Source organism: Halomonas sp. SH5A2, assembly GCF_014263395.1.
Classification (GTDB): domain Bacteria; phylum Pseudomonadota; class Gammaproteobacteria; order Pseudomonadales; family Halomonadaceae; genus Vreelandella.
On sequence record NZ_CP058321.1, the window covers coordinates 685364 to 711391 of the forward strand.

Consider the following 26028-nt stretch of genomic DNA (forward strand, 5'->3'; position numbering starts at 1 on the left):
TACTTTAGGGAATGCGGACCCTCTATGAGTGAACTTTATGGCCTTATCCAAAGCGGCTCCCAGGGCCTTTATCCAGCAGCAGAACCTTGTCGAACAGGTAGCTGACTATTTAACCCAAGCGATTATTCAGCAACACTTTTTGCCCGGCGAGCGGCTTTCTGAAGTACAGCTCTCCCGCGATCTGGGCGTCAGCCGCGCGCCGGTTCGTGAGGCTGCGCGTTTGCTGGAAAGTCGCGGTTTACTGATTTCAAAACCACGCCGTGGCTTCTTTGTCAGAGCGTTGAATGCCGTTGAACTCGAAGATGTGTTTGATTTACGACTATGCCTTGAGCGCCACGCGATGCAGCGGCTATCCGAGCGTTACACGCCCGATGCGCAGCGCGCGCTCAAGCAGCAGGTAGAAGTGCTATGTGAAGCAGCCGCCGGTAATGATGGCACCCGCCGGATTGAAGAAGATCTGCAGTTTCATCGTCTGATGCTGCACTATGCAGGCAATGAGCGTCTGCTACGCGCCTTTAACGACCTGAGCCATGAACTGCGTTTATGCATCACCTTGATTACCAAGACCCACGAAGCCCCCGATACCATCGCCACCAGCCACTTCAAACTGCTGGATGCGCTGGATAGCGGCCGCCCTGAGGCTTGCCGTGAGGCAATTGATTACCACATTGGTGTGGCCCGGGATTTCGTGGTCAAGGGCGTAGGCGAAACGGGGGAGTAACGAATGAAGACGTTCTTTCACACGGACCAAATGCTTCATCAGCCGCAAACCTATTTCTCCCGTGGGAAAATGCGCACACCCCAGGAAGTCCCTGAGCGCACCAGGCATCTGCTGGCGGCCGCGAAACAGCTGGGTTTTGAGCTACAGGCACCTGCCGACTATGGCGTGGCGCCGCTGAGGGCAGTGCATTCACTGTCTTACCTGCGCTTTCTGGAAAGTGCCTATCGGCGTTGGCATGCCCTTGGCGAAGATTGGGGCGACGAAGTGATCTCCAACATCTTCGTGCGTTCGCCCAACGCTCTGCGCGGCATATTGGCGGAAGCCGCGCGCTACCTGGCCGACGGCAGCGCCCCGGTGGGTCAGCATACCTGGCAGGCGGCGTACTGGTCAGCGCAAAGCGCGGTCGCCGGTGCCGAAGCCCTGCTTAACGGCGAGCGGTTCGCCTACGCGTTAACGCGCCCGCCGGGTCACCACGCGGGTACCGAAACCGCCGGTGGCTTTTGCTTCCTCAATAACACTGCCATTGCCGCTCAACACCTTACCTCGCGCTACCCCCGCATCGTGGTGTTGGACCCTGATATGCATCATGGGCAGGGCATTCAGGAAATTTTCTACCAGCGCGACGATGTGCTGTATATCTCGATCCACGGCGATACCACCAACTTCTACCCGGCGGTCACCGGCTTTGAAGACGAGCGCGGGCAGGGCGCGGGGCTGGGTTACAACATCAACCTGCCGATGCCCCACGGCTCACCGGAATCGGCGTTTTTTGACCGCCTGGAACAAGCCTGCCAGGCCATTCGCCTGTTTGAACCGGACGCGATCGTGCTGGCGCTGGGCTTTGATATCGACGAGCGCGACCCCCAGGCGAAAGTCGCTGTCTCCACAGCAGGCTTTGGTCAGCTTGGCCGCACAGTCGCGGACCTGAACCTACCCACGCTGGTAGTGCAGGAAGGCGGTTACTACCTGGAGGGGCTTGAAGCCAACGCAGTGAGTTTCTTTGAGGGGCTGCTCGGCAAGGCGTAATCAGTAAGACAAGCCATCAAGGTGTCTGGCACTATAGCCACTTTCAGCGATCAGCAAACGATCCGGATAGCAAACGAAAGGACACGGCATGGCCCACCTGCTACGCATCGTGATGATTCACGGCCACCTGGAAGGCGTGGTCGAATTGAGTGTGGATGGCCACACTAATATTTGCGGTACCAACGCCTCGGGTAAAACCACGCTTCAGCGCCTGGTGCCGGTGTTTTATGGCGAGCTGCCCAACAAAGTCGTCCCCAAAACGCGCATGAAGTTCGACGCGTTTTACCTGCCCCACCGCAACAGTTACCTGGTCTACGAATACCGCCGCGAAGCGGGCAATATCTGCCAGGTGGTGCTGACCCGCAAATCGGAAGGCGGAGTGGAGTATCGCTTTGTCGCGGCCCCGTATCGGCCAGAGGATTATCTGGTCGAGGGCGAAAGTGGCGCCGTGGCGCTGGAGTACGCCCAGTGGGCCAACGGTCTGCGCCGGGAGAATATCAACGTCTCGTCCAAGCTCACGGCCACCTCTGAATACCGCGCCGTGATCCAGAACGACTTTACCCCCACGCCCGGCATTATGCCCCACGGCAATCGCAAGGATGCCCTCAAGCTGCGCCAGCTGGCCGCGCAGTTCAGCCTGGTCAAGCCCGAGCATCGCATCCGCCATATCGAAAAACTGGTCTCGGCTGTGCACGCCAAAGAGGGCAAGATGGACACCCTCAAGACCATGCTGGCGGCGATCTTTGAAGAGGATGGCGTCGAGCTGCCGGTGACCCGCATCCGCAGCGCCAAGGCGCGCGAGTGGATTGACCAGATGCGCCAGTCGATGCGCCTGGAGCCGCTGCAGCGTTCGCTTGCCAAGCTGCACGACGTTGACCGCGAGTTGGCGGATGTGGAAGCCGCGCTGTGGCAGTTGAAACCGCAGTTGGAAGCCGACCGTCACCATATCGAGCGTACCCTGGCCGATGCCGAAGCCGATATGAACACGCGCCAAGAGGCATTCGACGCCGAGAAAAACGCCTACGAGGCGGCCCGCGATCAGTTGAATGAACAGCTTAGCGAGCTGGAAAGCGCCCTCAAACAAACCCAGCGCGACCTGAGTGACCTTCAGGACCAGTATGAAGCCTATGAGGCGGCAGACATGCCCGCCCTTGAGCGCGACCTTAACGCGCTGCCCCAAAAACGCGAGCAGTTCGAGCAGCTAAAAAGCCACCTGAACGCCCTGCAAGAGGCCGTGCAGGCCAGCCAGGCCCGCAAGGAAGAACGGCTGCGCGAACTGGGCGAAGTACTGGCCCGCCAGGGCGAAGAGATCCAGGGGCTGGTCGATGCCCTCAATGAAGAAAAAGCCGCGCATCAGGAAGCCCACTGGGAGGCCCAGCGTCACCTGGACGCCCGCTACCAGACCCAGCGTGAAGAGGCGGAAGCCGACTTTCAGGAACGCCTTAACCAAGGGGTTGAACGTCTGGCGGCGCTGAAAGCTGCGCTTAGCCACAGCGGCCCCACGGCCGAGGAAAGCGAAGAAGCCGCGCTGGTTCAGGCGCGGATCGATCAGGCGCAAAGCGACCACAACGCCGCCAGCAGCCAGCGGGAAAGCCAGCGCCGCGAGCTGGATAGCCTGAAGCGCGAGCGTGACAGCGCCGAACAGGCCCACGCGGATGCGCGCCGGACGCTTACCCGTGCCCAGCAAACCAGCCAGGCGCTGCACCGCCAGCGCGACCCCGCTCAAGGATCGCTGCGGCATTTCCTGCGTTACCATCTGCCCGAATGGGAGCAGCGGCTGGGCAAGGTGATCGCCCCCGAGCTGCTGGAGCGGCGGGACCTTTCGCCGACCTTGACGGAGCAGCCAAGCGACGACTTGTACGGCCTGGTACTGGATACCCATCTGATTGAGCCGCCGGACTACGCTCAGGATGAAGCCAGCCTGCTGGCCGCCATTGAAGCGGCGGACGACGCCGTGGTGCGTGCCGAGGCCGAGCGAGGCAACAGTGAAAAGCAGCTCAAACGGCATAACGAGCGCGTCCAGGCTGCCGATGAGGCGCTAAGCCAGGCCCAACTGGCGGTGAAGCGCGCCGATGAAGAAGTCGAGTACGCCCAGGAGGCCCGCCGCCAGTGCCAGGCACGCCATGCCCAGGCGCAACGCCAGCGCAAGGCGGACCACGAAGCTGCCCTGGCAGAACAGGAAGCGCAGCAGCAAGCCCTGCGCGACGAACGCAAAACCGCGCTGGACAAGCTAAACGCCGCCCATCAGGCAGAACTGCTGGAGCTCAAAGCGGACGCGCAAAGCCAACTGGACACCATCGACCGGCAGATTCAGCAGTACAAGACCCAACTCACCGAGCAGAAGGCCGAGCACAAGCGCCAGTGCGCCGAGCTCGAGCAGGCGTTCGACGAGGAACTAAAGGCTCAGGGCGTCGACCCGGAAAAACTCAGGGATACCCGCACCCGGCTGCAGCAATTGGACGAGCACATCCGCCACACCGCCGCCCGCCAGGACGAGTTGGACGCCTACAAGCGCTTTATGCGGGTGAGCTGGGGCCAGCGCAAACCGGAGCTGGTCGAGCAGGAAGGGCGTTTAAGCCGTGAGATAGACGCCGCCCAGCGACAACGCGAGGAGCATCAACAGGCTTTCAAAGCCACCAAGGCGGCCCATCAGCAGCACGTCGCGGCGTTTGAAACCAAACGCCGGGAAAGCCACGAGGTGCTCAACGACCTCAAGCCGCTGCTCAAGCAGCTCGATGAACTCACGCTGACCTCGGACGCCACGCCCCAGCAGGACGCCCCCGGCGATGTCGCCGAGCGGCTGGCGCGCACCCGCCAGGCGCTTGCCCGCCGAGCCCAAGAGCGAGACACGCTGCGCAAGGGCTGTCAGGAAGCGGAGAGCCAGCTGATCAAGGGCGCCAGTACCAGCTTTGTCGACGCGCTGGAAAACGAGCGCGCGCAGCTGGCCGACCCCGACGACCCGCGGACGCTGCTGCCGTTACTTGGCGGCATGCTCAAATTGCTGGAAGACCAGCAGCAACAGCTGATTCAGCAGGGGCGCAACCTCAGCGACGATCTGGACAAGTTCTTCACCGTGTTCCGCGACCTCAACCGCCGCATCAGCGCCCAGAGCAAGCGCCTCTCGGATGAAGTGGCCGACGACCTGCGCCTGGATGGCATCAGCAAAGCCGAGGTGCGCATTCAGTCGACCATCGACGAGCTCGGCTTCTGGGAGCCGCTCAAGCTGTTCGCACAGCGCTACAAGGCCTGGCGCGACTCCGAGCAGACTCTGCCCAGCGACGACTACTTGAACGCCCTGGCGGACGTGGTCGACTTGCTGCGCAGCGACCAGCAGTACAGCTTCGAAAGCCTGCTGCGTCTGGAACTGCACTTGAACGAAGGCGGCACCGACCTGATCATCAAGAACGACCGCCAGCTGCTCGAATCGTCCAGCCACGGCATGGCGTACCTGATTCTGTGCAAGTTCCTGCTCGCCTTTACCCGCCTGCTGCGCGGCCGGGCGGCAATCGCCATTCACTGGCCCATCGACGAGATCGGCACGCTGGCCTACCACAACGTCGAAAAGCTGTTTGACGCCTGCGACAGCAACCAGATTCATATTGTCGGCGCTTTCCCCAACCCGGAATCCGACGTGCTGCTGCTGTTCCATAACCGCTACCTGATCGACCGCGACGCCGACGACCCCGCCAAACGACGGCTAAAACGCATCGAGCCCCGCCAAAGCCGCTTGGCTGAGCGGCTCAAAGCCCGCCATGAGGAGGCGCCGGTATGAGCGATATGAGTCTGTTGCCGCATGGCCCGCTACTGGAACGGCTGTTGGCGGGCGAGTTTATCTGCGCGGTGAGCGACGAAAGCGCCTTCAAGCGCCTGCAGGATGACGCCACGCGCGACGCCATCGATGACTACCTGCGCCCGCTCAACCGCCGCGTGGCCAGCAGCCAGGAGGAAGGCGTATATTTTCTTGCCTGGCGTCAGCCGGATGACAGCGCGCGGGACCAGCTCGCCCGCCAGCTGGGCGACACCGTCAACAGCCTGCTGCCGCTGCTGGAATGGCTACAGCTGGTGCAGGAAGCCCTGGGCCGCGACAGCGTGCTGTCCCCCGGCGATGTGCTCAAGCCCGGCGAGCTACAGGCCAAAAGCGAAGATAACCCCAGCCTGCGCGAACGCATCGAGCGCCTGGCTACTGACAGCTTCTTCGGCTCCCAAAGCGACCAGTTGGACGCCCAGGTCAAGCAGGTGTTCAAGCGGTTGAGAGAGCACGGCTACCTGCTGCAGCCCCACTCGGACCGCCAGGTATTCCTGGTCACCGGCAAGGTCGACTATCTGCTCGAACTGGTGCGCTTTATTCGCGATGAAGAGCACCTGCCGGTGGACGACGAGGGCGAGGACACCCAGGAGGCGCTGCTGTGAACGACGCGGAAACGCCAGGGCTGGAAAGCCGCCTGATCACCACCGGGGTGGAGCGTCTGGCCCTGCTGGGCCGCCACGCCGAAGCCCTGATGCAGGGCTACGCCAACGACCAAGTCCCGCTGGAAGGGCTGAGCCATACCGCCCTGCGCAAGCTGCTAAGCGCGCGGATTGTCTGGCGGCCCGACGAGCAGGGCGGCCTCAAGCTGACCCCCAAGGTGCGCGAGCTGATCGCCGAAATGGTTGCCGATGAAGCCCGGCGCCACGTCAACGCCGATGTGGCCGAAGCGCTGGAGCTGATCCGCAGCCTGATCGAGAGCTATCGCGATTCCAGCAGCCGCGGCGACTACTGGCAGCAGGAGCAGCAACTGCTGCGCCTTCGCCAGGCGGTGGATGACATGAACGGCCGCTTTGCCGACGCCATCGACAGCCTGTGGCAGCGGCTCAACAGCGACTTTGGCTTTGTCAGCCAGCTCAACGACAAGGTGCGCGAAAACGACCGCGCGCAAAAGCAGGTGGTCCGCCTGCTCGACGGGCTGGCGCTTATCGACTTTGACGAGCTGATCGAACTGGTGGGCAGCGACGGCACGCTGCGCAAGGTGTTGATCAGCCAGCTGCAACAGCAGCTCAGCCAGCACTACACCAGCCTGCGCGAAGTGCAGCACCGTCTGATCGAGTTGATGGCGCGGTTTCGCCGCATGCAAGCACGCAGCCGCCTGGTCTCAGGCATGGCCGCCTTTCTGCGCGAGCACCCCGGCTTCACCCCTGGCAACTACGCCCGCCGCAGTGAAGTACCGGCGCTGTTTAACCACGCAGCACCCCTCACTGCCGCCGGTGCCGTCGCGCTGGACCGCGCCCAGGACGTGCCCACCATCAGCGCGCTGCTGCAAAACGTGCCCACGCCGTTACGTGCCGCCCAGTCGGCCACCGCGGCACGCCCGGCGGAACACGTCGAAGACACGCTCATTGCCGCCCGCCAGCAGGCCCTCAAGGATGACGTCGAAACCTTCTATCTCAACGTGGTGGACCGTGCCGAGCACGACCCCATCAGCGCTCTGGACTACCTCAACCAAAGCGAGCTGGAGTGGCCTGCCGAAATCTGGCTGTTCCAGGTCATCGCCGAGCACCAGGGCCTACCGCATAGCGAACAGCGCGCGTTTCATCTTCACCAGCAGGAAGAAAGGGCGAGCGCCTTCAACGATGTGAAATTGATTCGCGACGTTTCGTTAGGCCTGGCGGTGTAACGATGGATGACCAGACGCTCACGGCCAAGGTCTACAGCAAGCTAAGCGACGTGGATCGCCAACTGCGTAAGCAGACGTGGGTCGACAAGAAGCGCAGCCAGCAGTGGGTGGAAACCTTCATCCACTGGTGTGATGCGCAGCATATTGAACTTGGCCCAAGGATTAGCCATCAATCACTGCGCTTTGATCGCGCCCTTATCCAGCAGGTGAACGCTGCGCTCGAAAGCCAACGACTGACCACTATTGAGCAATGGCAAAGCGGCTTGACCAGTGCTGAACAAGCGGAGCATGGCGTCGATGAAGATAAAACCAACCGCGAAGGCCCGCGCGCCCAGCGGGTGCTGGTCAACACGCCCGCAAGCCCACCCGCTTGGCTGTCGGCCCAGCCGCGTTCCATGCACGATGTCGACTGGCGAGATATAAACCTTGAGCAGTGCGACGTGCTCATTCAGGTCGAAAATCTGGACAGCTTTTATGCCTTTTCACCGCAAATCCCCGCGCTAAGCGACTATGCAAGCCCACTGGTCGTCTACCGCGGCGACAGCCACTACGGCGGCGGCTTCAAGCAGCTCGCCAGTGCCTGGAACGCCACCCAGAAGCCGCACCTCTACGCAGGCGACTTCGATATAAAAGGCATCAGCATCGCGCTTTCCAGCGGCGCCTCGCACCTATTACTCCCGCCGCTAGTATGGCTCACCGAACAAGCCACCACCCTCCACGACCCCGCCAAACAACTCGAACACCGCCCACGCCTGCAACGCCACCTCGACCAACTACCTGCTTCTCATCCACTACAGCCCTATCTAACGCTGCTACTCGACCAGCAGCGCGGGCTAAGGCAGCAGTGGTTGGGTGAGCGGTTGGAGTGCGTGGCGCTGGTGTGAGGGAGCCCCGTCGACCTAATGAGCATTGCCGGGTGATGTGTTGTGTCCAGTCTGGTTGAAACTGGCAAAAAGCACAGGCGCGCGAATTCTGGCTTTGCTCTTAAAGGAATCAAATGAGGTAGCTGCTGCTTAACCTCAATCAATGCGTCGACACGTTTATTGAGGTTATGCAGCCTTCCGTATAGTCACTGTTAGGGTGCCCGGGCTCTCCGTCCCAACACTTTCTTGTACTTATCTCTTGACGTATTAGGACAGTCGTCCTAGATTTTCAAAGTAGGATGACTGTCCTAGATGTATGGGTGTTAACTGGGAAACGTGCCGATGGGTAATAAGCTGACAAGAGATCGCATCGTCGAAGAGGCGGATAAACTGTTTTATGAGCAGGGCTTTGAGCACACTTCTTTTGCGCAAATCGCGGAAGCTCTGGGTATTTCCAGAGGAAATTTTTACTATCACTTCAAGACCAAGGACGAAATCCTGGATGCTGTAATCAGGCATCGTATTGTTTGCACGAACTCTATGCTCGATAACTGGGAGCTAGAAGGTAGAACGCCAACTGATCGTATCCGAAGTTTCCTCAACATTCTGGTGATGAATAGGGCCAAAATTAAGCGTTTTGGCTGTCCGGTAGGGACACTCTGTACTGAACTCGCCAAGCTGAATCATCCCGCTAAAGCGCATGCTAACGAACTGTTCACATTATTCAGAACCTGGTTGCGTCGACAATTTGAGCAACTTGGCCGTCACGATGACGCAGATGAGTTGGCAATGCACATGCTCGCATTCAGCCAAGGAGTAGCAACACTTTCCAGTGCATTCCAAGACGAGAAGTTTATTCAGAGCGAGGTAAGACGTCTTGACGACTGGTTATCCTCTTTCACAACTAAAACCAATACTCTGTCGGAGGTGCTTTGATGTTCATTGTTCTTCTACGTTTCTCCCAGAATAAGGGGCAAGCCGGTGCTTTTATGGATGGCCACAATCAATGGATAAAACGTGGTTTCGAGGATAAGGTTTTCTTGATAGTTGGTAGCCTTCAGCCCGGCCTTGGCGGATCTGTTATTGCTCATGGTGAGTCAAGGGAGGCTCTTGAAAAACGGGTTAGCGAAGACCCATTTGTGGCCGAGAACATCGTTACGGCAGAAATACTTGAAATAGAGCCAAAGAAAGCAGATGAGCGATTGAATTTTATCCTGGCCGAGTGAGGGGGTACCATGAACTCGACGGTGCAAGGTCCTGATGGTGAACTGCGTTGTAGCTGGTGTTCGGCAGCTCCTGAGTTCTTTGAATATCATGATAATGAGTGGGGTTACCCGGTTGACGATGATATCAGGCTGTTTGAAAAGCTATGCCTAGAAAGCTTTCAATCAGGTCTAAGCTGGCGCACGATTCTTGCTAAACGAGAGAATTTCCGTAAAGCCTTTTCGAATTTCGATTTCAATGTAGTGGCGGGGTTTAATGAGGCTGATATTGAGCGACTATTGAAGGATGAAGGTATTGTCCGTCATCGAGGGAAGGTCGAAGCTGTTATTAATAATGCAAAAAGAGCCCAAGAAGTAGTGCATCAAAAAGGGTCTCTCGCGGCCTACTTTTGGAGCTTTGAGCCAGAAGAGAATAATCTGCCAGAACCACAGACTGCTTCAACTTCAGAGGCGTCCACTGCGCTTTCTAAGGCTTTGAAAAAGCAGGGCTGGAAGTTCGTTAGCCCTACAACAGTTTATGCTTTTATGCAGGCAATGGGGCTTATAAATGATCACTCCGATGGATGCATATTCAGAGAAAAGGTTGAACAAGCTCGCAAGAGGTTTATACGTCCAGGGGCAGATACAGTGCCCTAACAACCGGCTGCACGGCGACCGATTTTCCGCCACGTTGCGTCTCCAAACCGGCGCGTGAGCCGGGCGGTATGTACAAAAGGAGTGCGAGCAATGAGTAGTTGGGAGCTTGCAAATTTTTATGACCATCAAGGGCGTGAAGTTCGTTATGGCCAATTGGGCGAAGGCCCACCAATGGTTTTGGTTCACGGAACGCCCTGGTCATCGTTCAATCTGCGACATTTAATTCGAAAACTGTCCGAAGAGTACACGGTCTATTTCTTTGACTTGTTGGGCTATGGTCAGTCGTGTACGACGGAAGGCGATGTTTCGTTGGGCGTGCAGAATGAGGTTTTGGATGGGTTGCTAACCCATTGGCAATTGGATGATCCAATTGTTGTCGGACACGACTTTGGCGGCGCTACAGTCCTCCGAACTCACCTTCTCAATGAGCGGTCTTTTAAGAAGATTATTCTGATTGACCCGGTGGCAGTCTCTCCTTGGGGCTCACCTTTTTTCCGCCATGTGAATAGATATGAAGCCGCTTTTTCAGGGCTGCCAGACTATATTCACGAAGCTGTGGTCCGGTCCTATGTGCAAACGGCGGCTTTCAAGCCACTTGATGAGGCAACACTAGAAGGAATCGTTTCGCCGTGGACTGGCGAGCAAGGTAAGACAGCTTTCTATCGTCAGATGGCTCAAGCAGACTCCAAATATACCGACGAGGTCCAGTCTCTTTATCCGACGATTACTACACCTACCTTGATCCTGTGGGGGCGGGAGGATAGCTGGATACCGCTGGAGCGTGGGGAAGAGCTCCACAGCATGATTTCTGGATCGGTTCTTCGTGTGATTGATGATGCGGGCCACCTTGTCATTGAAGAAAGGCCTGATGAGTTGGTGAAAGAAATTTTGGATTTTGCTCAGGCTTAAAAACTACATAACCAGGCGTGTCACGCGGGTGGCTTGTAGGCCGCTCCGCCCTGTAAGGCTATCGGTGCACTCTGCGTTAAGAGGCAAAGACTGTGGAAATCGTTTCTCTAGCAGATAAAAGGGAATTCATTGCTGAGTTGGCGGAGCTACACCATGCAGAGTGGAAGCACTTGAACCCGTCGCTGACTTTGGAAGGTCGCGCCGAAGCAATCTCTGATGCTGCGGGACGAGAGGGTATTCCTTCAATCTTTATTGCAATGTCAGGAAGTCAGCTTGTTGGTTCGGCTGCGCTAGTACAGAACGATATGGACACAAAACCGGATTTATCCCCTTGGCTGGCAGCAGTTTATGTAAAAGAGGGCTTCCGGTATCAGGGGATAGCAACAGAATTGATTGCTCGGTGCGAAGATGAGGCAGCTCGCTCAAATGCTAATGCCTGGTATCTCTACACCGAGTTCGCCTCGAAACTTTATGAGAAGCTCGGCTGGAATCATATGGAGCGATGCGAATACAAGGGCGTGACCGTCGATGTCATGTACAAGCAGATCGCCTCTTCACCAGAGCAGGCAAAGCGACAACCTTTTCGTTGCAGCTGCGCTTCCACTACAAGGCCGCGCGTGCTGCGGTCGTTAAAAGGGGGGGAAGAGCATGTCAGATACACGGACACTAGCAAGCCCGCATTCCTTGATATGGCACTACTACGAATGCCTACAGCGACAGATAAGACGAGTGCCTACGGGCGAGCCTGATCGGGTGCAGAAGCAGGAGCTCGCACTTGCACTTTTCCTTGCGGTGTCGGTGGTGGAGACGTTTATCAATGCGTTCTTCCGCGTGGTTGTCGAAGAGGACGGGTTTCGGACTCACAGAGATCGGGTTCTGAAGGATATCGAGAGACGTCGTTCATTGGATGCGAAGATCAAGAAATGGCCTAAAAATGTGCTGGGAGTACGATTGGATGAGTCAACCGCGAACGTGAAGCGATTCCTGGATCTCAAGAATCACAGGAATGCACTCATGCATTTCGTTTCCTCGCATGAATCAATTGAATTGCCTGGCCCTTTGTACGTCCATGGCATGGCTGATATGTCTGCCTTCCAAGCGCTCTCGCTCGAGCAAGCGGTAGAGTATCCCGAAATCATTAGACGCTCGTGTTTGAGGTATTCTTGGCGCGAGGGATAACGGAAGAGCGCTTGCCGCACGCTTTTCACCAATGGTTTGGCGAGCCGCCTTCTAACCATGCGCTCCAGCCGACGGCGGTTCGTAATGTGACCCGCCGCGACTGAGCGCAACGTTAGCGAGACAACAGGAGGGCATTCCAATGCAATCAGACGTAGTTAATTTGGCCGATAAGTTCAGAAAATTTTCTGAGTATTGGTCACCTCGCGTGGTCGCAGAATTGAACGATTATCAGTTCAAACTGGCGAAGTTTCAGGGCGACTTTGTGTGGCATGATCATAAGGATACGGACGAGGTTTTTCTGGTCGTCAAAGGTGCAATGGGCATCGAACTCCGAAGTGGTACTGTTCATCTATCCGAGGGCGAAATGTATGTAGTGCCCAAAGGGGTGGAACATAGACCCTTTGCTGAAAGTGAGTGTCATGTTCTCCTAATTGAGCCCCGAGGCGTGGTGAATACCGGAGACTCGGGCGGAGAGCTTAAGGCGGAAAATGATGTCTGGGTTTAGCGGCAGACCATATTGCGCTAACAAGGCCAAGTGCGTAACGCATACTGCGTTACGGCTTCGTCTCCATTACGTAGCGGCGCATGCTGACGACATATGCAAATAACTCTACGAACACCAGAAAAAGCCGATTATGAGGCTATTGCGTCTTGGGTCACTGACGAGAAAGCCTGTTCTCGCTGGGCGGGGCCATCAGTACCGTTTCCCTTTGCTGCAACCGATTTGCCTGAGCTGCTCGCCGTTGAGGAAGGCTCAAGCTATTGTTTATCCAATAGCGATAACCGCTGCGTTGGTTTTGGCCAGTTCTGGGCTGGGAAGCAGGGCGCTGTTCATATCGGCAGGATTATTATTTCGCCAGAGGAAAGAGGAAAGGGCACCGGCCGCTTGCTGTGTGAAAAGCTGATGGCAAAGGCCAGGCAATCAGCAGGTGCGTCGACGGTGACGCTGCGCGTCTATCGAGACAACACTGCCGCTCATTCTTTATATTCAAGCCTTGGCTTCTCCGTCATAAAGTCAGAGTCCACGGATGACTTATTGTTTATGAGTGCAATGGCCAATGAGGTTGCAAGAGAGATCACGAGCAAGCTATGAACTTACTCCTCCTCGGCACCTCCGCCGGTGTACCAACAAAAAGCAGAAACGTCTTCGGGGTCGCGTTGCGATAAACCAGCGTCCTGTTTGCCGCGCTGATTTCTCCCATCATTCTGAAAGAAGGCTACGGCGGTGATGAATTAAATTCAGTTAAAAAGTTGTATTGCCCAGCCAGATGCATATAAGCCGAGCCCAAACGCTGTATGTGTTATGAGGCTCTGCAGTCTGGCAGAGGTAGGATGTGGTGTCCGAGATGCGGCAACTCCGGCACCCATACCCGGCTGCATCAGCAGAAAGGGGGCTGCAATGGTGCCTATGCCCGTTGCGAGTGCGGGGCCAATCGTTGGGCTCTGCATCCATGACTCTCCCCAGATACCGATTAATAAGGCAGCGAATGCGATGCCTATCAGATAATGAGCTGTCCACCCTATAATGTGTTCTCCGCGTTTGGGGCTTGATGCGGCAATATTGTCATGATGAAACTGTCCGTGTGCCATGTGGGCTATCCAGCGTCCCACCATCCCATAGTTTGGGAGAGGGACTCCGAGCAATGGCTTTCGCACGATGCTCCACACGTCCATCACTGCAGTAGCTCCAATCCCGATTGTTAATATGAATAGTACGTGGTTCATAATCCCTTCCTTTGTGCGCCTTGATTTCTAACTAGAGATAGCCTACGACTTAAAGTCGACTTGAGGTCAAGGAGTAATTATGGATATCGCTGAAGTAGCCAAACGTTCGGGTGTTCCAGCCTCAACGTTGCGCTTTTATGAGAAGAAAAGGTTAATCAGCTCTCTCGGAAGGCAAGGGTTACGCCGAGTTTTCAATGACAATATATTGGAGCGGCTGGCCCTTATTGCGCTGGGACGTGCAGCGGGATTTTCTCTAGATGAAATTGGCAGCATGATAGGACCTAAAGGAGATCCTAATATTGACAGAGATTTACTGGTGAACAAGTCAGATGAAATTGATAAGACGATCAAAAGCCTGATAGCGGTACGAGACGGTCTCCGACATGTCGCCGTTTGTTCTGCCCCAAGCCATATGGAATGTCCGAAGTTTCGACGTTTGCTTGGATTAGCGGCTTCGGGGGTGATTAGTAGAAAAGATGTGGGGATGCTTTCCCCAAAAAAGGCGCTTTAATGCGGCTTTATAACGTCAATGTAACATAAACATAGCAAGATACGGGTCGGCAGTCTGTGAGTGGCCTCTTAGAATTGCCTCTGTTCCGGTTAGATACCAATCATTCAGAACAGGGCGAAAGGGGCCGAACACATGAATACACTCAAGAATAAAGTCATTATTGTTACGGGTGCCAGTGCAGGTATTGGTCGCGAGACTGCACGCCTTTTCGCCAAAGAAGGGGCTTCTGTGGTGCTGGCAGCACGCAGACGGTGATTTTCAACCCAGTTGTCCAAATAGCTGCCTCTAAGCAGCCTGTTTATTACGCTCGACTTCCTGCAGCTTGCCAGGGTTGAGCGCTACCGAACCGGGTACTTCCCAGTTTCGTGTGTTGCCTGACCAGCGCTGTGGATGTCGGCGCTTAGCTCTTTCATAAACCGCTTTGCGATGCTCAAGACGTTCTCGGTCGGCACCTTGATGCCGATCAGCGGGCGTCACGTACCGAATGCCACTGTGCAGGTGCTGTTCGTTGTAAGCGCGTTCGAACGTCAGCATCCAGTCACGTACCGCGTTCAGCGATGCAAAGCCCTTTGTGGGCCACGCTGGACAATACTTGACGGTGCGGAACAACGCTTCCGAGTAAGGGTTGTCATTGCTCACTCTCGGTCGACTGTAAGACATCAACATCCCCAGCTCTGTTAACCTCGCTTTAAGCGTATAAGACGTCATCGGTGCGCCGTTATCCGAGTGCAGCACTGGAGGCTGGTGCCAGCAGCCTTCGCGCAATAAAGCGCGTTCCAGCAGGTGTTTCGCTAACTCGCCTGATTCCGCCTCGTGGACTTCCCAGGCGATGATTTTGCGACTGTAGATATCCATGATCAGATAGAGATACCAGTGCTGGCCACGCACAACGGAAGAGCAATAGCTGATGTCCCAGCACCAGACTTGGTTGGGTCCGGTTGCTGTGAAGCTCGTCGGCTCAGGCACTGGGCGGCGTGGCTTCATTCGCCCTCGATGGTGCTGCTGTTGGTGCTTTTTCAGTACCCGGTAAAACGACGACTCGGAAGCCAAGTAGACCCCTTGATCTGCCAGTAACGGCACGATCTGAGACGGTGGCAGGCTCTGATACTCGGAGCGATTGCAGGCACTCAAAATAGCCTGTTCCTCCTCGTGAGTCAGTTGATGCGGCTGACTGCCTTGTACCGCGTGTGGGCGCTGATCCTCAGCCACCGCGCCACACCCAGAACGCCAGCGTTTCAGCGTGCGCTCGCTCACGTCTATCATCGCCGCTGCTTGATAACGGGAAGCGCCCCCGGTGACCGCTTCATCAAACAACGTAATGAGCCTTGCACGTTCCTCAAGAGGCGTCAGTCGTCCTCGCCGCTGTTCGGGTCTTCGCCGTACAAGGCGTCGAGCTTTTTTGAGAGCACCAGTAACGATGTCGTTTCCGCTAGGGCTCTGTCTTTGCGACGCACTTCCGCTTTGAGCTGTTTGATCGTCTTACGGTCTTGTTTACGCTGCTTTTGTGCCGTTTTTTGCTGGTCTTCTTGTTGGCCAGCGCCCTGGAGACAAGCGGCTTTCCACTGTTGGATCTGCTCGGGAAACAGGCCTTTTTCGCGGCAGTAAGCACCAAGCTCTGTTTCTGACAGGGTGGCGGTTTCGATGACCACGGCAAGCTTGGCGTCAGGCGACCACTCGTTGTCGCTTTGGGTGTAACCCGGCACAGGCACTCCTTTTTCTCGACACTGTTTTAACCAACTATACAGCGTCGCGTCAGAGATGCCTTCTTCAGTGGCGACAGATACCACACTGCGATTATGGGGTGGCAACAACTTTTTCAGTACAACAGCTTTACGCTCTTTAGAATAACGTGGCACACGCGCTCCATGCCGCTCCCTCTGGATTTGATTTAGGCGATATCGCCAACCGGACAACTAGGCTGACAGAGGGGGCAGAGAGCCTGAGCTTCAAGCTTTGGCTAACCTTATCACTGAGGAAGGTGGGCAGGCGTTGGCGATAGCGGGTGATGTTAGTGAAGAGGCATTTGCCCAAACGTTGGTCGAGCAGACTCTGGACAGATTTGGTCGTCTTGATGTGGCCTTCAATAATGCTGGCATATTGGGCACCATGGGGCCGGTTCCCGATATGACTTTGGCAGATTGGAATCAGGTTATCGCTACGAATCTGAACAGTGCCTTCTTGGCTGCAAAGTACCAACTACCTGCCATGTTGTCAGGCGGTGGAGGGTCTTTGGTCTTCACCTCTACTTTTGTTGGCTATACAACGGGTATGCCAGGGATGGCCGCATACGCGGCCAGCAAGGCAGGGTTGATTGGACTAACCCAAGTGCTCGCATCCGAGTATGGGTCTCATAACATCCGGGTAAATGCGTTATTGCCGGGTGGAACTGATACAGCGGCGGCGCAGGAATTTGCGAATACACCCGAGGCGAAGGCGTTTGTCTCGAGCCTGCACGCACTCAAACGTATCGCGAAGCCAGAAGAGATAGCCCAGTCTGCACTCTATCTAGCTTCCGATGCTTCCAGCTTCACTACGGGCACAGCGATGCTGGTAGACGGCGGTGTATCCATAAACCGTGTCTGAGAGACAACGTCGGACGTTAGCCATAAAAAGTAGGAGTCGAGATGCGAGCACATTATTTTCAGCACGTGGAGTTCGAGGGGTTGGGCAGTATCGAAGCCTGGTTACAAAATGCTGGTTACGAAATAACCAGTACCCAATTTTTCGATTCTGGAGCCCTGCCTAAAATTGAGGATGTGGATTTTCTCGTTGTCATGGGGGGACCTATGAGTGCCAAGGATGAAAAAGAATATCCTTGGCTGGCAAAAGAAAAAGAATTCATAAGAGCCGCGATTGAATCGAAAAAGCCCGTTCTTGGCATTTGTTTGGGTGCGCAGCTCATTGCTGACTCGATGGGAGGCGAAGTATTTCCAAACTCAGTAAAAGAAATTGGCTGGTTCCCCGTCCAGGCAGTTGAATCCGCAAGCGCTTCAGTTTTTCAATTTCCAAAAGAAGTAGAAGTGTTTCATTGGCACAGTGAAACCTTCAGCTTGCCGGAAGGTGCTGTTCAACTAGCGAAAAGTCATGGCTGTGTAAATCAAGCCTTTCAAATTGGTGGGAATGTTATCGGGATACAGTTTCATTTGGAAACCACGCCAGCATCCGCGCAATCAATTGTCGAGAATTGCAGGGATGAACTCATTGAAGGTGAGTACATCCAATCAGAGGCAGAGATTTTGTCCGCTCCCCAAGAGCGTTACTTATCAATAAACAGTTTAATGGGGGACGTTCTCGAACATTTACATGCGAACAATGGCTAATAAGAATAAGTAAAACAGATGCTTTTCTTTATGAGCAGCGCCCCACTAGAAGCTGAGGCGCTGCAGGTATTGCACTCGCTATTTCAGGTCGGAAAGGCTCGCGCCGAAATTGATATGGAACGGCGCACCGTCCAGAACCAGCGCTGGCACCGACTTAACGCCAGCAGTTTCGGCCTCGGCGATTCGTGATTTGTCGTTGCCAAGATGGACAGCTTCTACTTCGTAGCGAGAACGATCAATTGCCTTTGCCAGATTGTCCTCAGCAGCCACGCATACTGGGCATCCGGCATGGTAAAAGGTAGCTTTTCCAGTCATGATTTTGCTCCTGGTTTTGGTTAAGGTAGTGTTGTGCGCACCCCTAAAAAGTAGTGCCTTATCCGACAGGAAAAAAGCAGGAACCAGGAGGTTTGGTAGGCACTTTATGGTGTAATTTTATGAAAAATATAGAGAAAAAAAGTAGCGCTCACACATCAAGTACGTACCGCAAGCTCGAAGATGTAGTCGGCTGCAAATGGTCAGTATCAGTATTACTCTCGGTAGGAAACGGTATCAACCGGCCTGGGGCACTCGAGAGACATATTCAGGGTATATCCACTAAAGTCCTGTCAGAGAGACTTCGCAAACTTACTGCCTATGGGCTTCTCGAAAAACATAGTTATCCCGAGGTCCCGCCCCGCACGGAATATTCCTTAACTACTTCGGGGAAAAAGCTCCTCGAGATTGTCTTGCAGATACAAAGTCTTGACGCTGAAATTGGTAATAAAGAAATGAAATGACGTAGGGGTCAGCTACGCCAGGCAGGTCGCCACTTTTGCCGCGTCGGTGAAGCTTCCCCACCTGGTGCTGACGCACTTCAGCCCCCGTTACCAGCCCAACCCCCATGCGTCGCCATCCATTGAGGACACCCGCAAAGAAGCCCAGAGCGTCTATTCGGGCTCGCTTTATTTGGCGCGTGATTTTCTCGAACTCACCCTGAGCAAGTCGGGCCACTTTTCTGAAGTGGTGGGCGAATAAGCCGGTCGCTTTTCGAACATCCTTGCGAAAACGCGGCGACTGAAAAAAGGGGTGACGTCGAAGTCTCATGCCTCTTTCACAGTGATCACACGGCCTTATAGCTATCGCACACGTCGACTAGCTGTGATTGTCTCATCCGCAAAGTGATACTATAGTGCCACTATCAATCTGGATCAGGGTGAGCCCATGAAAGTTGAGCTTGTTACAAACCTTAAGCGCCAAGCCACAAAAATCTTGGCAGACCTGCATCTGTCCAAAGAGCCGGTGCTGATCACTGAACATGGCCAGCCATCCGCTTATCTTGTGGATGTGCAGGATTACGAGTTCATGCAGCGTCGGCTTGAGCTGCTCGAGGGGCTCTCCCGGGGTGAGCGTGCTGTACTTGAGGGAAGAACGTACAGCCAAAGTGAGGCCAGGGAGAAAATGAGTAAATGGCTGAAGTAATCTGGACTGAGCCGGCCCTTCAAGAATTAGACGCAATCGCAGAGTACATTGCTCTGGATAATCCTGCCGCTGCAAGCCGCCTGGTAGAAGAGATTTTCGATAAAACCGACCGCTTGGAAGATTTTCCCCATTCCGGAAGGATTCCTCCAGAGTTCTCTAATTCGGTATACAGGGAGGTAGTGGTTCCACCGTGTCGTATTTTTTATCGTGAGGCCGAGAAGCAGGTTCTCGTCCTCTATGTCATGCGAGAGGAGCGGCAGCTTCGTGCGTACATGCTCGGGAACAGCTGACCAGGCGCGTTACTCGGGTGCCTTTGTCTTCGCTACGTCAAAGTTACCGGTGCGCTTCGGCGTTAGACATATGCAAACCACTCTACGAACACCAGAAAAAGCCGACTATAAGGCTATCGCGCCTTGGATCAGTGATAAGAAAGCTTTACTTGCCGGGCGGGGCCATCCGTGCCGTTTCCCTTTGCTGCAACCGATTTGCCTGAGGTGCTCGCCGTTGAGGGAGGCTCAAGCTATTGTTTATCCGATAGCGATAACCGCTGTATCGGTTTTGGCCAGTTCTGGCCTGGGAAGCAGGGCGCTGTGCATATCGGCAGGATTGTTATTTCGCCAGAGGCAAGAGGGAGTGGCGCAGGCCGCTTGCTTTGCGAAAAGCTGATAGCACAGGCGAGACAATCAACAGGTGCGTCGACGGTGACGCTGCGCGTTTATCGGGACAACCCTGCCGCTCGTTCTTTATATTCAAGCCTTGGCTTCTTTATCGTCGAGTCAGAGTCCATAGATGACTTATTGTTCATGAGTACAGCGGCTAATAAGGTTGCAAGAGAGATCACGAGCAAGCTATGAATTTACTTTTCCTCGGCACCTCCGCCGGTGTACCCACCAAGCAAAGAAACGTCTCCGGGGTCGCGTTGCGAGAGAGCAAGGGGAAGGGCTGGTACCTGATCGATTGTGGTGAGGGCACACAGCATCAGGTCTTGCACACCAAGCTGTCGCTTAATTCATTGAAAGCCATCCTGATTACCCATGTGCACGGCGACCATTGCTATGGCTTGCCGGGCATACTGGCGAGTGCAGCAATGAACGGCCGAACACTGCCGCTGACCATTGTGGCGCCCGCAGGCATCAAGGCATGGCTGGACGCCACCTGTGAGGCGACCCAGCTATCGTTACCCTTCACCTTGGAGTTTGTCGCCTCTGATGACTTGCCAAGCGTGGAGTTTGAGAACATCGCGGTTGCCACCTACCGGCTTTCACACCGCTCGCCGTCCTACGCCTATGGGTTTACGGAAAGAAAGGTGGACGCTGCTCTAGACGTCGATAAGTTGGCGCAAAAGGGGATTCCGAGAGGACCGTTGTGGGGGCAGTTGAAGCAAGGGATTGATATTGAGTTCGCGGGTGAGCGGTTAAAAAGCCGCGACTTCCTGATCTTCAAACACAAGCCAAGGAAAATGGTGATCGCCGGGGACAATGACCAGCCTGACTTGTTGACGGAGGCGAGCGCGGGGGCGCAAGTACTGGTGCATGAAGCTACCTACACCGAAGCGATGGCCGAGAAGGCCGGTGACGTAGGGCATAGTTACGCTAGGCAGGTCGCCACTTTTGCTGAATCGGTACAGCTCCCCAACCTGGTGCTGACGCACTTCAGCCCTCGTTACCAGCCCACCCCACATGCGTCGCCATCCATTGAGGACATCCGCAAAGAAACCCAGGACGTCTATTCGGGCTCGCTTTACTTGGCGCGGGATTTCCTCGAATTCACTCTGAGCAAGTCGGGGCACTTTTCTGAGATAGAGAGCGAGTAGCTTTATCGTCGGTATGCGCTGGGAGTGAACGCGCACCCAATACGCATCTTCAACCCAAAAGTGCGAGGCGCACTGTGCTGTTTGCGTTGATGTGTTTTGTGGTAAAAGCCAGTGCTTGGCGCTGTTTGAGCCCCGATGACCGAAGCCGACGAGGAGAACCATCATGCAGAAGTTGAGAATTGACCTAGTGTCCGATGTGGCATGTCCGTGGTGTGCGATCGGCTACCGGCGTTTGGAGCAAGCGCTAGAAACCCTTGATGGCGAGCTCGACGTTGAGCTCTACTGGCAGCCCTTCGAACTCAACCCGGATATGCCGCCCGAGGGCGAGCCGATCCTGGAGCACTTATGCCGCAAGTACGGCAAGGATGCTGCCAGCATGGAGCAATCCCAGCGCGAAATTATAGCGGTGGCCGAAGCGCTTGGATTAAATTTTCGTGGCGCCCAGGAGCGTCGAGCGAACAATACGTTCGATGCCCACCGCGTGCTTACGTGTGCCGCAACGCAGAACCTAGAGACGCCTCTGCAGTTGGCACTGTTCGATGCCTATTTTGGTGAGGCGAAAAACCCTTCAGATCCCACTGTTCTGCGAGAGAAGGCCACCGAGGTTGGGCTTGACGGGGACGCCGCCGAGGCTATCGCCCGGTCCGATCAATACGCGGATGAAGTTCGCGCGGCAGAGCAGCGATTCATGGAAGCAGGAGTAAGCGCGGTTCCAGGATTCATCCTCGAAGGGCGCTACCTGATTTCTGGTGCCCAGCCCGCCGACGTGCTTGTCGATACGCTTCGTCAGGTGGCCGAGGAAAACGCGAACCGCTAATGTTTCAGAGGCTCCGGCCTGAGTTGCTACCAATCAGGCTGGTTCATATCGCAACGTCTTAAGCGCTGGCTTCAAGATGCAAAGCCAGCGCTCAATCAATTACTCCAAAAACCCCCGCAGCGTATCGCTGGCCTGGTCGATAAAGAGTACGCCATTCAGGTGGCCTCGATCGCCTTCCAGGGTTTCAAGCGTCACTTCGGTGCCGTCCGCTTCAATCAGCTCGGCGGTGTGACGCACGCCTTCGGGGGCGAAGACGAGGTCGCTCTCGCTGTAAAGCATCAGCGTGGGCGCGTCGATGGCGGCAAGCCCTTCCTCTAACGAGTCGCCGTGGCCGGTCATAAAGGCCTGATTGGCCTGCACCAGATACAGCAGATGGTTGGCATCGGAGGTTTCAGCGCGTGCGGCGGCGATGTCGTCCAGCGTCTTCTCCATCGCGTAGTGGGCGTTGATATCCTGGGCGGGGTCGCGGTCTTCGTCGGCCCAGTCGCGGTTAAAGGTGTCGTTGGCCCACTCCCAGTGGTTGGCATTGAGCGTGACCAGTTTGAGCGCTTCCTTGAGCCCGTCGGTCGGCGGCTCGCCGTCGTAGTAGTCGCCTTCGTTCCAGTTGGCATCCAGGCGAATCGGCGCGGCCCAGGCGCTCAGCGTTGCCAGTAGCCAGGGATCGGCCACCCCGCCGCCTATCACGGGAATTAGCCGCTCAACCCGGTCTGGGTAGGCGCTGGCCCATTCAAAGGTCTGTAGTGCGCCCATTGAGGCACCCATGACCGCATGCAGCGATTCAATGCCTTGGCTTTCCAACAGCTCGCGCTGCACTTCGACGAAGTCACGAATGGTCACCACTGGGAAGTCCATGCCCCAGGGTTCGCCGGTATCCGGGTTGATCGAGGCAGGCCCGGTGGTGGTGACGTTCGGGTCATGGGCGTTGAGGTTGACTAGCGTATCCGAGGAGATGATGTAGTACTCATCGGTATCTAGCGGTTTACCGGGGCCAATAATGGCGTCCCAGTAGCCGGTTGGCTCGCCATCGGCCTCATAGCGGCCTGCGGCGTGGCTGGTGCCGGAGAAAAAATGGGTAATCAGAATGGCATTATCGCGGGCGTCGTTTAATTCACCGTAGGCCTCCCAGCCCACGGCCACCTCGGGGATGGTTTCCCCACTTTGCGTGGTGAAATTTTCCATCTCGAAGGTCTGTTTCTCGACCACGCCGTCCCAGGCCATTAGCGGTGAGGAGGCCAATAGCGTAAGTCCGGCGAACGTCGAAACCGTGAGTAAAGAGGTCCGTTGCGTAAGCGTCATAGCGTTTCCTTGAATGAGGGTTGTTGTGTTTGTCGTAGCCACCCTCAGCGTAGCTGATTTAGCGCCGTTTGAACGGATTCAGCCCGTTGGCCTGCTGCATCATCATGCGTTTGGCGAAGGGGATGCGCTCGGCGATATGCAAGCTGAGATCGCCCAACTGGCGCAGCGGCTTGGCACCGGTGAACAGGTGGTGGAAGCTGTCGGTGGCGGCGATCATGGCCTGGTTGGCTGCCCGGCGCTGGCACTCAAAGCGCAGTAGGTTGAGGTAGTCGCCGGGGTCGCGGCCGTGGATGATCAGTTCGGCCAGGGTGTCGGCGTCGTGCAGGCCGATGTTCAGCCCCTGGCCTGCCAGCGGATGTACCACGTGGGCGGCGTCGCCAATCAGCGCCAGGCGTTTGCCAATGTAGCGTTTGGCGTGCTGGCGTTTGATGGGGAAGCTGGCGCGTGCCACGACGCGGGTGAGCTTGCCAAGCCGCTCAGGGAAGGCGTCTTCGATGGCCGTCTTGATCGCGTCATCGTCCAGTTGTTCCCGCGCCTTGGTGGCCCCGTCGCTGTCGTACCACACCAGCGAAGCGCGCTGGCCGGGCAGCGGCAACATGGCCATGGGGCCTGTGGGGGTAAACACCTGCCAGCTGACATCCTGCTGGGGCAGCTCGGTTTCCACATTCACGATCAGGGCCCGCTGGTGGTAATCGTGCTGGGTAACGCCAATGCTGGCTAATTCCCGCAGGGTGGAACGCGCGCCATCAGCCCCCACGATCAGTGCGGCGGTTAGCGTTTTGCCGTTATCCAGCTCGAGCATGCGCGCATCGCCCGTGGCCAGGGTGCTTATCGGGGCGCACTGGGTATAGCAGGTGACGCCGGGGAGTTCGGCCAATCGCTGCCAAAGGGCGTACTGGAGCGTGCGGTTTTCGACAAAGACGCCGAAGTCTTCCATATCGCTGTCGGAGGCAGAAAACAATGAATGGCCTGAGCCATCCTGGTTGGCGACATCGATATGCCGGAAGGGGCAGCAGCGTTCATCGGGCAGTTGGGTGCCGCTGGCATTGATAAACTCAAGCGAGCGCGCGTTCAGCGATGAGATACGCAGGTCGTAGTCGCCCTCGGGAACGGTGGGGGCATCGCCTTGCTCGATCAGCCCGACCGATTGACCGGCATTGCCCAGGCGGGCCGCCAGCGCGGCGCCGACCATGCCGCCGCCGACAATAATGACATCATGATCCTGCATCGTCCGTTGATTAGACGCTTGCATACGTTGCTCCTCGGATAAAATGCTTGGCATATAGTAGGCGTTGTCGTTGTCATACAGTATCGTCTAACGAGAGCAAAATTGCCTAGAGGTGAACATTTGACGCAGGCAGTGGAGATAACCAGCAGCGTGGCCCAGGCAGGCGAGGAACTGGCTGGCTTTATTGCGCGCTACCCAAAACTTTGGATTATTACCGGCGCGGGCGTGAGTACCGATAGCGGGATTCCTGACTATCGCGATGCCGACGGCCAGTGGAAGCGCTCGCCCCCCGTGCAGCACGGCGACTTCATGGCCTCTCATGCGGTGCGTCAGCGCTACTGGGCGCGGGCGCTGGTTGGTTTCAAGGCGCTGAGTGGAGCCCAGGTGAGCGGCGCGCACAAGGCGCTGGCCGCCTTGGAAGCCATGGGCTATGTGGAGCTGTTGGTGACCCAGAACGTCGACCGCCTGCATCAACGGGCGGGGTCAAAAAAAGTTATCGACCTGCACGGCCGGGCCGATACCGTCAGCTGCATGACCTGCGGTTACCACATGATGCGCCACGCCATGCACAGCGAAATGGCGCACCTCAACCCGCGTTTTGCCGCCCTGGATGCCGGCCATGCCCCGGACGGTGACGCCGACCTGGAAACCGATTTTTCGGCCTTTAAGGTCTTCGACTGCCCGCGCTGCAGCGGCATCCTCAAGCCGGATGTGGTGTATTACGGCGATGTGGTGCCGCCTGCCAGGCGCGTCGCTGCCCAGGCGGGGTTGCACAATGCGGACGCGGTGCTGGCCGTTGGCACTTCGCTGATGGTCTATTCCGGCTACCGCTTCTGCCGCGAGGCGCATGAATGGGGCCTGCCCGTTGCCTCGCTCTCCCTGGGCGTGACCCGCGCCGACGCCATGCTCACCCACCAATGGCGCGCTCCCTTAACGCCGGTGCTGGAGCAAGCTGTTCGTTGCCTGCAGGCGCGTTAACGCGCCTTGGACACCCACGGGTTACCCTCCAACCAAAGCCGCCAGGGAGCGTCGCGGTGCTCGGGCTTAGCGTAATCGATACCCACGCGAGGCCCGGTCGCAATCGCGGCGTTATGCGTCGCTTGGCTGATCCACAGCTTGCCAGCCTGGGTCATATCGTGGCCGTACAAAGCCTTATCAATACTCAGCGCGCGGGTGAGTTTGCCTGGGCCATTGCTCAACTGTTTACCCGTTGCTCGGCGCGTCTCGCGCATCGCCGCCTCGTTGACGGTCGGCTCAACTGCGCGAATTAACACCGCGCAGGGCGAATCTTCCGGTTCGGTGACTACGTTGAGTAGCCAGTGCATGCCATACACCAGATAAACGTAGGCGTGGCCCGCACGCCCAAACATGGCTTCTGTGCGCGGCGAGCGGCGGCGGTGGGCGTGGCAGGCTGAGTCTTCAGCACCGCAATACGCCTCTGTTTCCACAATTCTGGCGGCCATTTGCTCCCCGTTGTGCTCACGCACCAGCCAGCAGCCAAGCATTTCTCGGGCAACCGCCAGTGTATCGCGGTTATAAAAATCGTGGGGCAGGGGCGTTAGCGCAGGTTGATTAACAGTTGGCATGGTTGGAAAGCTTTGTCTCGGCGTTTACTTGAGTAAAATGCTAGGGTATCAGGAAATACTTTATTC

General features: G+C 56.5%; 32 protein-coding genes. 26 read left to right on the forward strand and 6 right to left on the reverse strand.

Going from position 1 to position 26028, the window contains the following annotated elements:
• The first annotated feature begins 37 nt into the window (after window positions 1-37).
• The 14 genes from HXW73_RS03285 (at window position 38) to HXW73_RS03350 (ending at window position 13301) form a co-directional block, all read left to right on the forward strand.
• Complete coding sequence (locus tag HXW73_RS03285; protein WP_186254878.1) at window positions 38-721, forward strand: GntR family transcriptional regulator; 684 nt, start codon at window positions 38-40, stop codon at window positions 719-721.
• Between the two features lie 3 nt (window positions 722-724).
• A complete protein-coding gene (locus HXW73_RS03290; protein ID WP_186254879.1) occupies window positions 725-1747 on the forward strand; it encodes a histone deacetylase family protein in 1023 nt (340 codons plus the stop codon).
• Window positions 1748-1835: 88 nt separating this feature from the next.
• Entirely contained in the window at window positions 1836-5519 is a 3684-nt protein-coding gene (locus tag HXW73_RS03295; RefSeq protein WP_186254880.1) for an ATP-binding protein, read from the forward strand.
• Between the two features lie 11 nt (window positions 5520-5530).
• On the forward strand, window positions 5531-6157 hold the full coding sequence (locus tag HXW73_RS03300) for a condensin complex protein MksE (protein WP_186255895.1): 627 nt from the start codon (window positions 5531-5533) through the stop codon (window positions 6155-6157).
• Window positions 6154-7398 (forward strand): hypothetical protein, encoded by a 1245-nt coding sequence (locus HXW73_RS03305; RefSeq protein WP_186254881.1) that lies wholly within the window; start codon window positions 6154-6156, stop codon window positions 7396-7398. The genes HXW73_RS03300 and HXW73_RS03305 overlap by 4 nt, the downstream gene beginning before the upstream one ends.
• Before the next feature lie 2 nt (window positions 7399-7400).
• Complete coding sequence (locus HXW73_RS03310; RefSeq protein ID WP_186254882.1) at window positions 7401-8282, forward strand: DUF7281 domain-containing protein; 882 nt, start codon at window positions 7401-7403, stop codon at window positions 8280-8282.
• Between the two features lie 321 nt (window positions 8283-8603).
• Window positions 8604-9197, forward strand: a complete 594-nt coding sequence (locus HXW73_RS03315) for a TetR/AcrR family transcriptional regulator (protein ID WP_186254883.1) — start codon at window positions 8604-8606, stop codon at window positions 9195-9197.
• Window positions 9197-9487, forward strand: coding sequence for a YciI family protein (locus tag HXW73_RS03320; protein ID WP_186254884.1), 291 nt, complete (start codon window positions 9197-9199; stop codon window positions 9485-9487). The genes HXW73_RS03315 and HXW73_RS03320 overlap by 1 nt, the downstream gene beginning before the upstream one ends.
• A gap of 9 nt (window positions 9488-9496) precedes the next feature.
• Window positions 9497-10120 carry a DNA-3-methyladenine glycosylase I gene (locus HXW73_RS03325; RefSeq protein WP_186254885.1) on the forward strand — a complete coding sequence of 208 codons (624 nt, stop codon included), beginning with the start codon at window positions 9497-9499 and terminating at the stop codon, window positions 10118-10120.
• A gap of 90 nt (window positions 10121-10210) precedes the next feature.
• A complete protein-coding gene (locus HXW73_RS03330; RefSeq protein ID WP_186254887.1) occupies window positions 10211-11029 on the forward strand; it encodes an alpha/beta fold hydrolase in 819 nt (272 codons plus the stop codon).
• A 92-nt stretch (window positions 11030-11121) separates the two neighbouring features.
• Window positions 11122-11778 carry a GNAT family N-acetyltransferase gene (locus tag HXW73_RS03335; RefSeq protein ID WP_186254888.1) on the forward strand — a complete coding sequence of 219 codons (657 nt, stop codon included), beginning with the start codon at window positions 11122-11124 and terminating at the stop codon, window positions 11776-11778.
• Between the two features lie 4 nt (window positions 11779-11782).
• Complete coding sequence (locus HXW73_RS03340) at window positions 11783-12208, forward strand: hypothetical protein (protein ID WP_186254889.1); 426 nt, start codon at window positions 11783-11785, stop codon at window positions 12206-12208.
• A gap of 139 nt (window positions 12209-12347) precedes the next feature.
• Window positions 12348-12713 carry a cupin domain-containing protein gene (locus HXW73_RS03345; RefSeq protein WP_186254890.1) on the forward strand — a complete coding sequence of 122 codons (366 nt, stop codon included), beginning with the start codon at window positions 12348-12350 and terminating at the stop codon, window positions 12711-12713.
• 93 nt (window positions 12714-12806) lie between these two features.
• Window positions 12807-13301: a GNAT family N-acetyltransferase gene (locus HXW73_RS03350; RefSeq protein WP_186254891.1), complete on the forward strand. Its 495-nt coding sequence runs from the start codon at window positions 12807-12809 to the stop codon at window positions 13299-13301.
• A 146-nt stretch (window positions 13302-13447) separates the two neighbouring features.
• Here HXW73_RS03350 and HXW73_RS03355 read toward each other — a convergent pair whose 3' ends face one another.
• A complete protein-coding gene (locus HXW73_RS03355; RefSeq protein WP_186254892.1) occupies window positions 13448-13933 on the reverse strand; it encodes a DUF2938 domain-containing protein in 486 nt (161 codons plus the stop codon).
• A 79-nt stretch (window positions 13934-14012) separates the two neighbouring features.
• On the opposite strand from HXW73_RS03355, the gene HXW73_RS03360 reads away from it, so the two are divergent.
• Complete coding sequence (locus tag HXW73_RS03360) at window positions 14013-14444, forward strand: helix-turn-helix domain-containing protein (RefSeq protein WP_186254893.1); 432 nt, start codon at window positions 14013-14015, stop codon at window positions 14442-14444.
• Between the two features lie 132 nt (window positions 14445-14576).
• Window positions 14577-14699, forward strand: coding sequence for an SDR family NAD(P)-dependent oxidoreductase (locus HXW73_RS03365; RefSeq protein WP_186254895.1), 123 nt, complete (start codon window positions 14577-14579; stop codon window positions 14697-14699).
• A 30-nt stretch (window positions 14700-14729) separates the two neighbouring features.
• Here the strand turns inward: HXW73_RS03365 and HXW73_RS03370 are convergent.
• Window positions 14730-16300 (reverse strand): IS3 family transposase gene (locus HXW73_RS03370; protein WP_446718977.1). Its coding sequence is split into 2 segments (ribosomal slippage): window positions 14730-15847 and window positions 15847-16300, totalling 1572 coding nucleotides; the frame shifts between segments, so codons are not numbered across the junction.
• Between the two features lie 97 nt (window positions 16301-16397).
• Here HXW73_RS03370 and HXW73_RS03375 point away from each other — a divergent pair.
• Both HXW73_RS03375 and HXW73_RS03380 read left to right on the forward strand, forming a co-directional pair.
• Complete coding sequence (locus HXW73_RS03375) at window positions 16398-17027, forward strand: SDR family oxidoreductase (RefSeq protein ID WP_186254896.1); 630 nt, start codon at window positions 16398-16400, stop codon at window positions 17025-17027.
• A 41-nt stretch (window positions 17028-17068) separates the two neighbouring features.
• On the forward strand, window positions 17069-17764 hold the full coding sequence (locus HXW73_RS03380; protein ID WP_186254897.1) for a type 1 glutamine amidotransferase: 696 nt from the start codon (window positions 17069-17071) through the stop codon (window positions 17762-17764).
• A 78-nt stretch (window positions 17765-17842) separates the two neighbouring features.
• On the opposite strand, the gene HXW73_RS03385 is transcribed toward HXW73_RS03380, so the two are convergent.
• Window positions 17843-18079 (reverse strand): thioredoxin family protein, encoded by a 237-nt coding sequence (locus tag HXW73_RS03385; RefSeq protein WP_186254898.1) that lies wholly within the window; start codon window positions 18077-18079, stop codon window positions 17843-17845.
• A gap of 119 nt (window positions 18080-18198) precedes the next feature.
• Between HXW73_RS03385 and HXW73_RS03390 the strand changes: the two genes are divergently transcribed.
• The 7 genes from HXW73_RS03390 (at window position 18199) to HXW73_RS03420 (ending at window position 21852) form a co-directional block, all read left to right on the forward strand.
• Window positions 18199-18540: a winged helix-turn-helix transcriptional regulator gene (locus HXW73_RS03390; protein WP_186254899.1), complete on the forward strand. Its 342-nt coding sequence runs from the start codon at window positions 18199-18201 to the stop codon at window positions 18538-18540.
• A gap of 46 nt (window positions 18541-18586) precedes the next feature.
• A complete protein-coding gene (locus HXW73_RS03395) occupies window positions 18587-18778 on the forward strand; it encodes a hypothetical protein (RefSeq protein WP_186254901.1) in 192 nt (63 codons plus the stop codon).
• 186 nt (window positions 18779-18964) lie between these two features.
• Window positions 18965-19222 carry a type II toxin-antitoxin system Phd/YefM family antitoxin gene (locus tag HXW73_RS03400; protein ID WP_022990189.1) on the forward strand — a complete coding sequence of 86 codons (258 nt, stop codon included), beginning with the start codon at window positions 18965-18967 and terminating at the stop codon, window positions 19220-19222.
• Window positions 19210-19512: a type II toxin-antitoxin system RelE/ParE family toxin gene (locus HXW73_RS03405; RefSeq protein ID WP_186254902.1), complete on the forward strand. Its 303-nt coding sequence runs from the start codon at window positions 19210-19212 to the stop codon at window positions 19510-19512. The genes HXW73_RS03400 and HXW73_RS03405 overlap by 13 nt, the downstream gene beginning before the upstream one ends.
• Before the next feature lie 168 nt (window positions 19513-19680).
• A complete protein-coding gene (locus tag HXW73_RS03410; protein ID WP_186254903.1) occupies window positions 19681-20076 on the forward strand; it encodes a GNAT family N-acetyltransferase in 396 nt (131 codons plus the stop codon).
• Complete coding sequence (locus HXW73_RS03415) at window positions 20073-21035, forward strand: ribonuclease Z (protein ID WP_186254904.1); 963 nt, start codon at window positions 20073-20075, stop codon at window positions 21033-21035. The genes HXW73_RS03410 and HXW73_RS03415 overlap by 4 nt, the downstream gene beginning before the upstream one ends.
• A gap of 163 nt (window positions 21036-21198) precedes the next feature.
• A complete protein-coding gene (locus tag HXW73_RS03420) occupies window positions 21199-21852 on the forward strand; it encodes a DsbA family oxidoreductase (protein WP_186254905.1) in 654 nt (217 codons plus the stop codon).
• 99 nt (window positions 21853-21951) lie between these two features.
• On the opposite strand, the gene HXW73_RS03425 is transcribed toward HXW73_RS03420, so the two are convergent.
• Together HXW73_RS03425 and HXW73_RS03430 are read right to left on the reverse strand one after the other, a co-directional pair.
• Window positions 21952-23148 (reverse strand): E22 family MetX-like putative esterase, encoded by a 1197-nt coding sequence (locus HXW73_RS03425; protein ID WP_186254906.1) that lies wholly within the window; start codon window positions 23146-23148, stop codon window positions 21952-21954.
• Between the two features lie 58 nt (window positions 23149-23206).
• Window positions 23207-24400: a UbiH/UbiF/VisC/COQ6 family ubiquinone biosynthesis hydroxylase gene (locus HXW73_RS03430; protein ID WP_240538697.1), complete on the reverse strand. Its 1194-nt coding sequence runs from the start codon at window positions 24398-24400 to the stop codon at window positions 23207-23209.
• 96 nt (window positions 24401-24496) lie between these two features.
• On the opposite strand from HXW73_RS03430, the gene HXW73_RS03435 reads away from it, so the two are divergent.
• Entirely contained in the window at window positions 24497-25354 is an 858-nt protein-coding gene (locus HXW73_RS03435) for an NAD-dependent protein deacetylase (RefSeq protein ID WP_186254907.1), read from the forward strand.
• Here the strand turns inward: HXW73_RS03435 and HXW73_RS03440 are convergent.
• Complete coding sequence (locus tag HXW73_RS03440; RefSeq protein WP_186254908.1) at window positions 25351-25962, reverse strand: DNA-3-methyladenine glycosylase; 612 nt, start codon at window positions 25960-25962, stop codon at window positions 25351-25353. The genes HXW73_RS03435 and HXW73_RS03440 overlap by 4 nt on opposite strands.
• Between the last annotated feature and the right edge of the window lie 66 nt (window positions 25963-26028).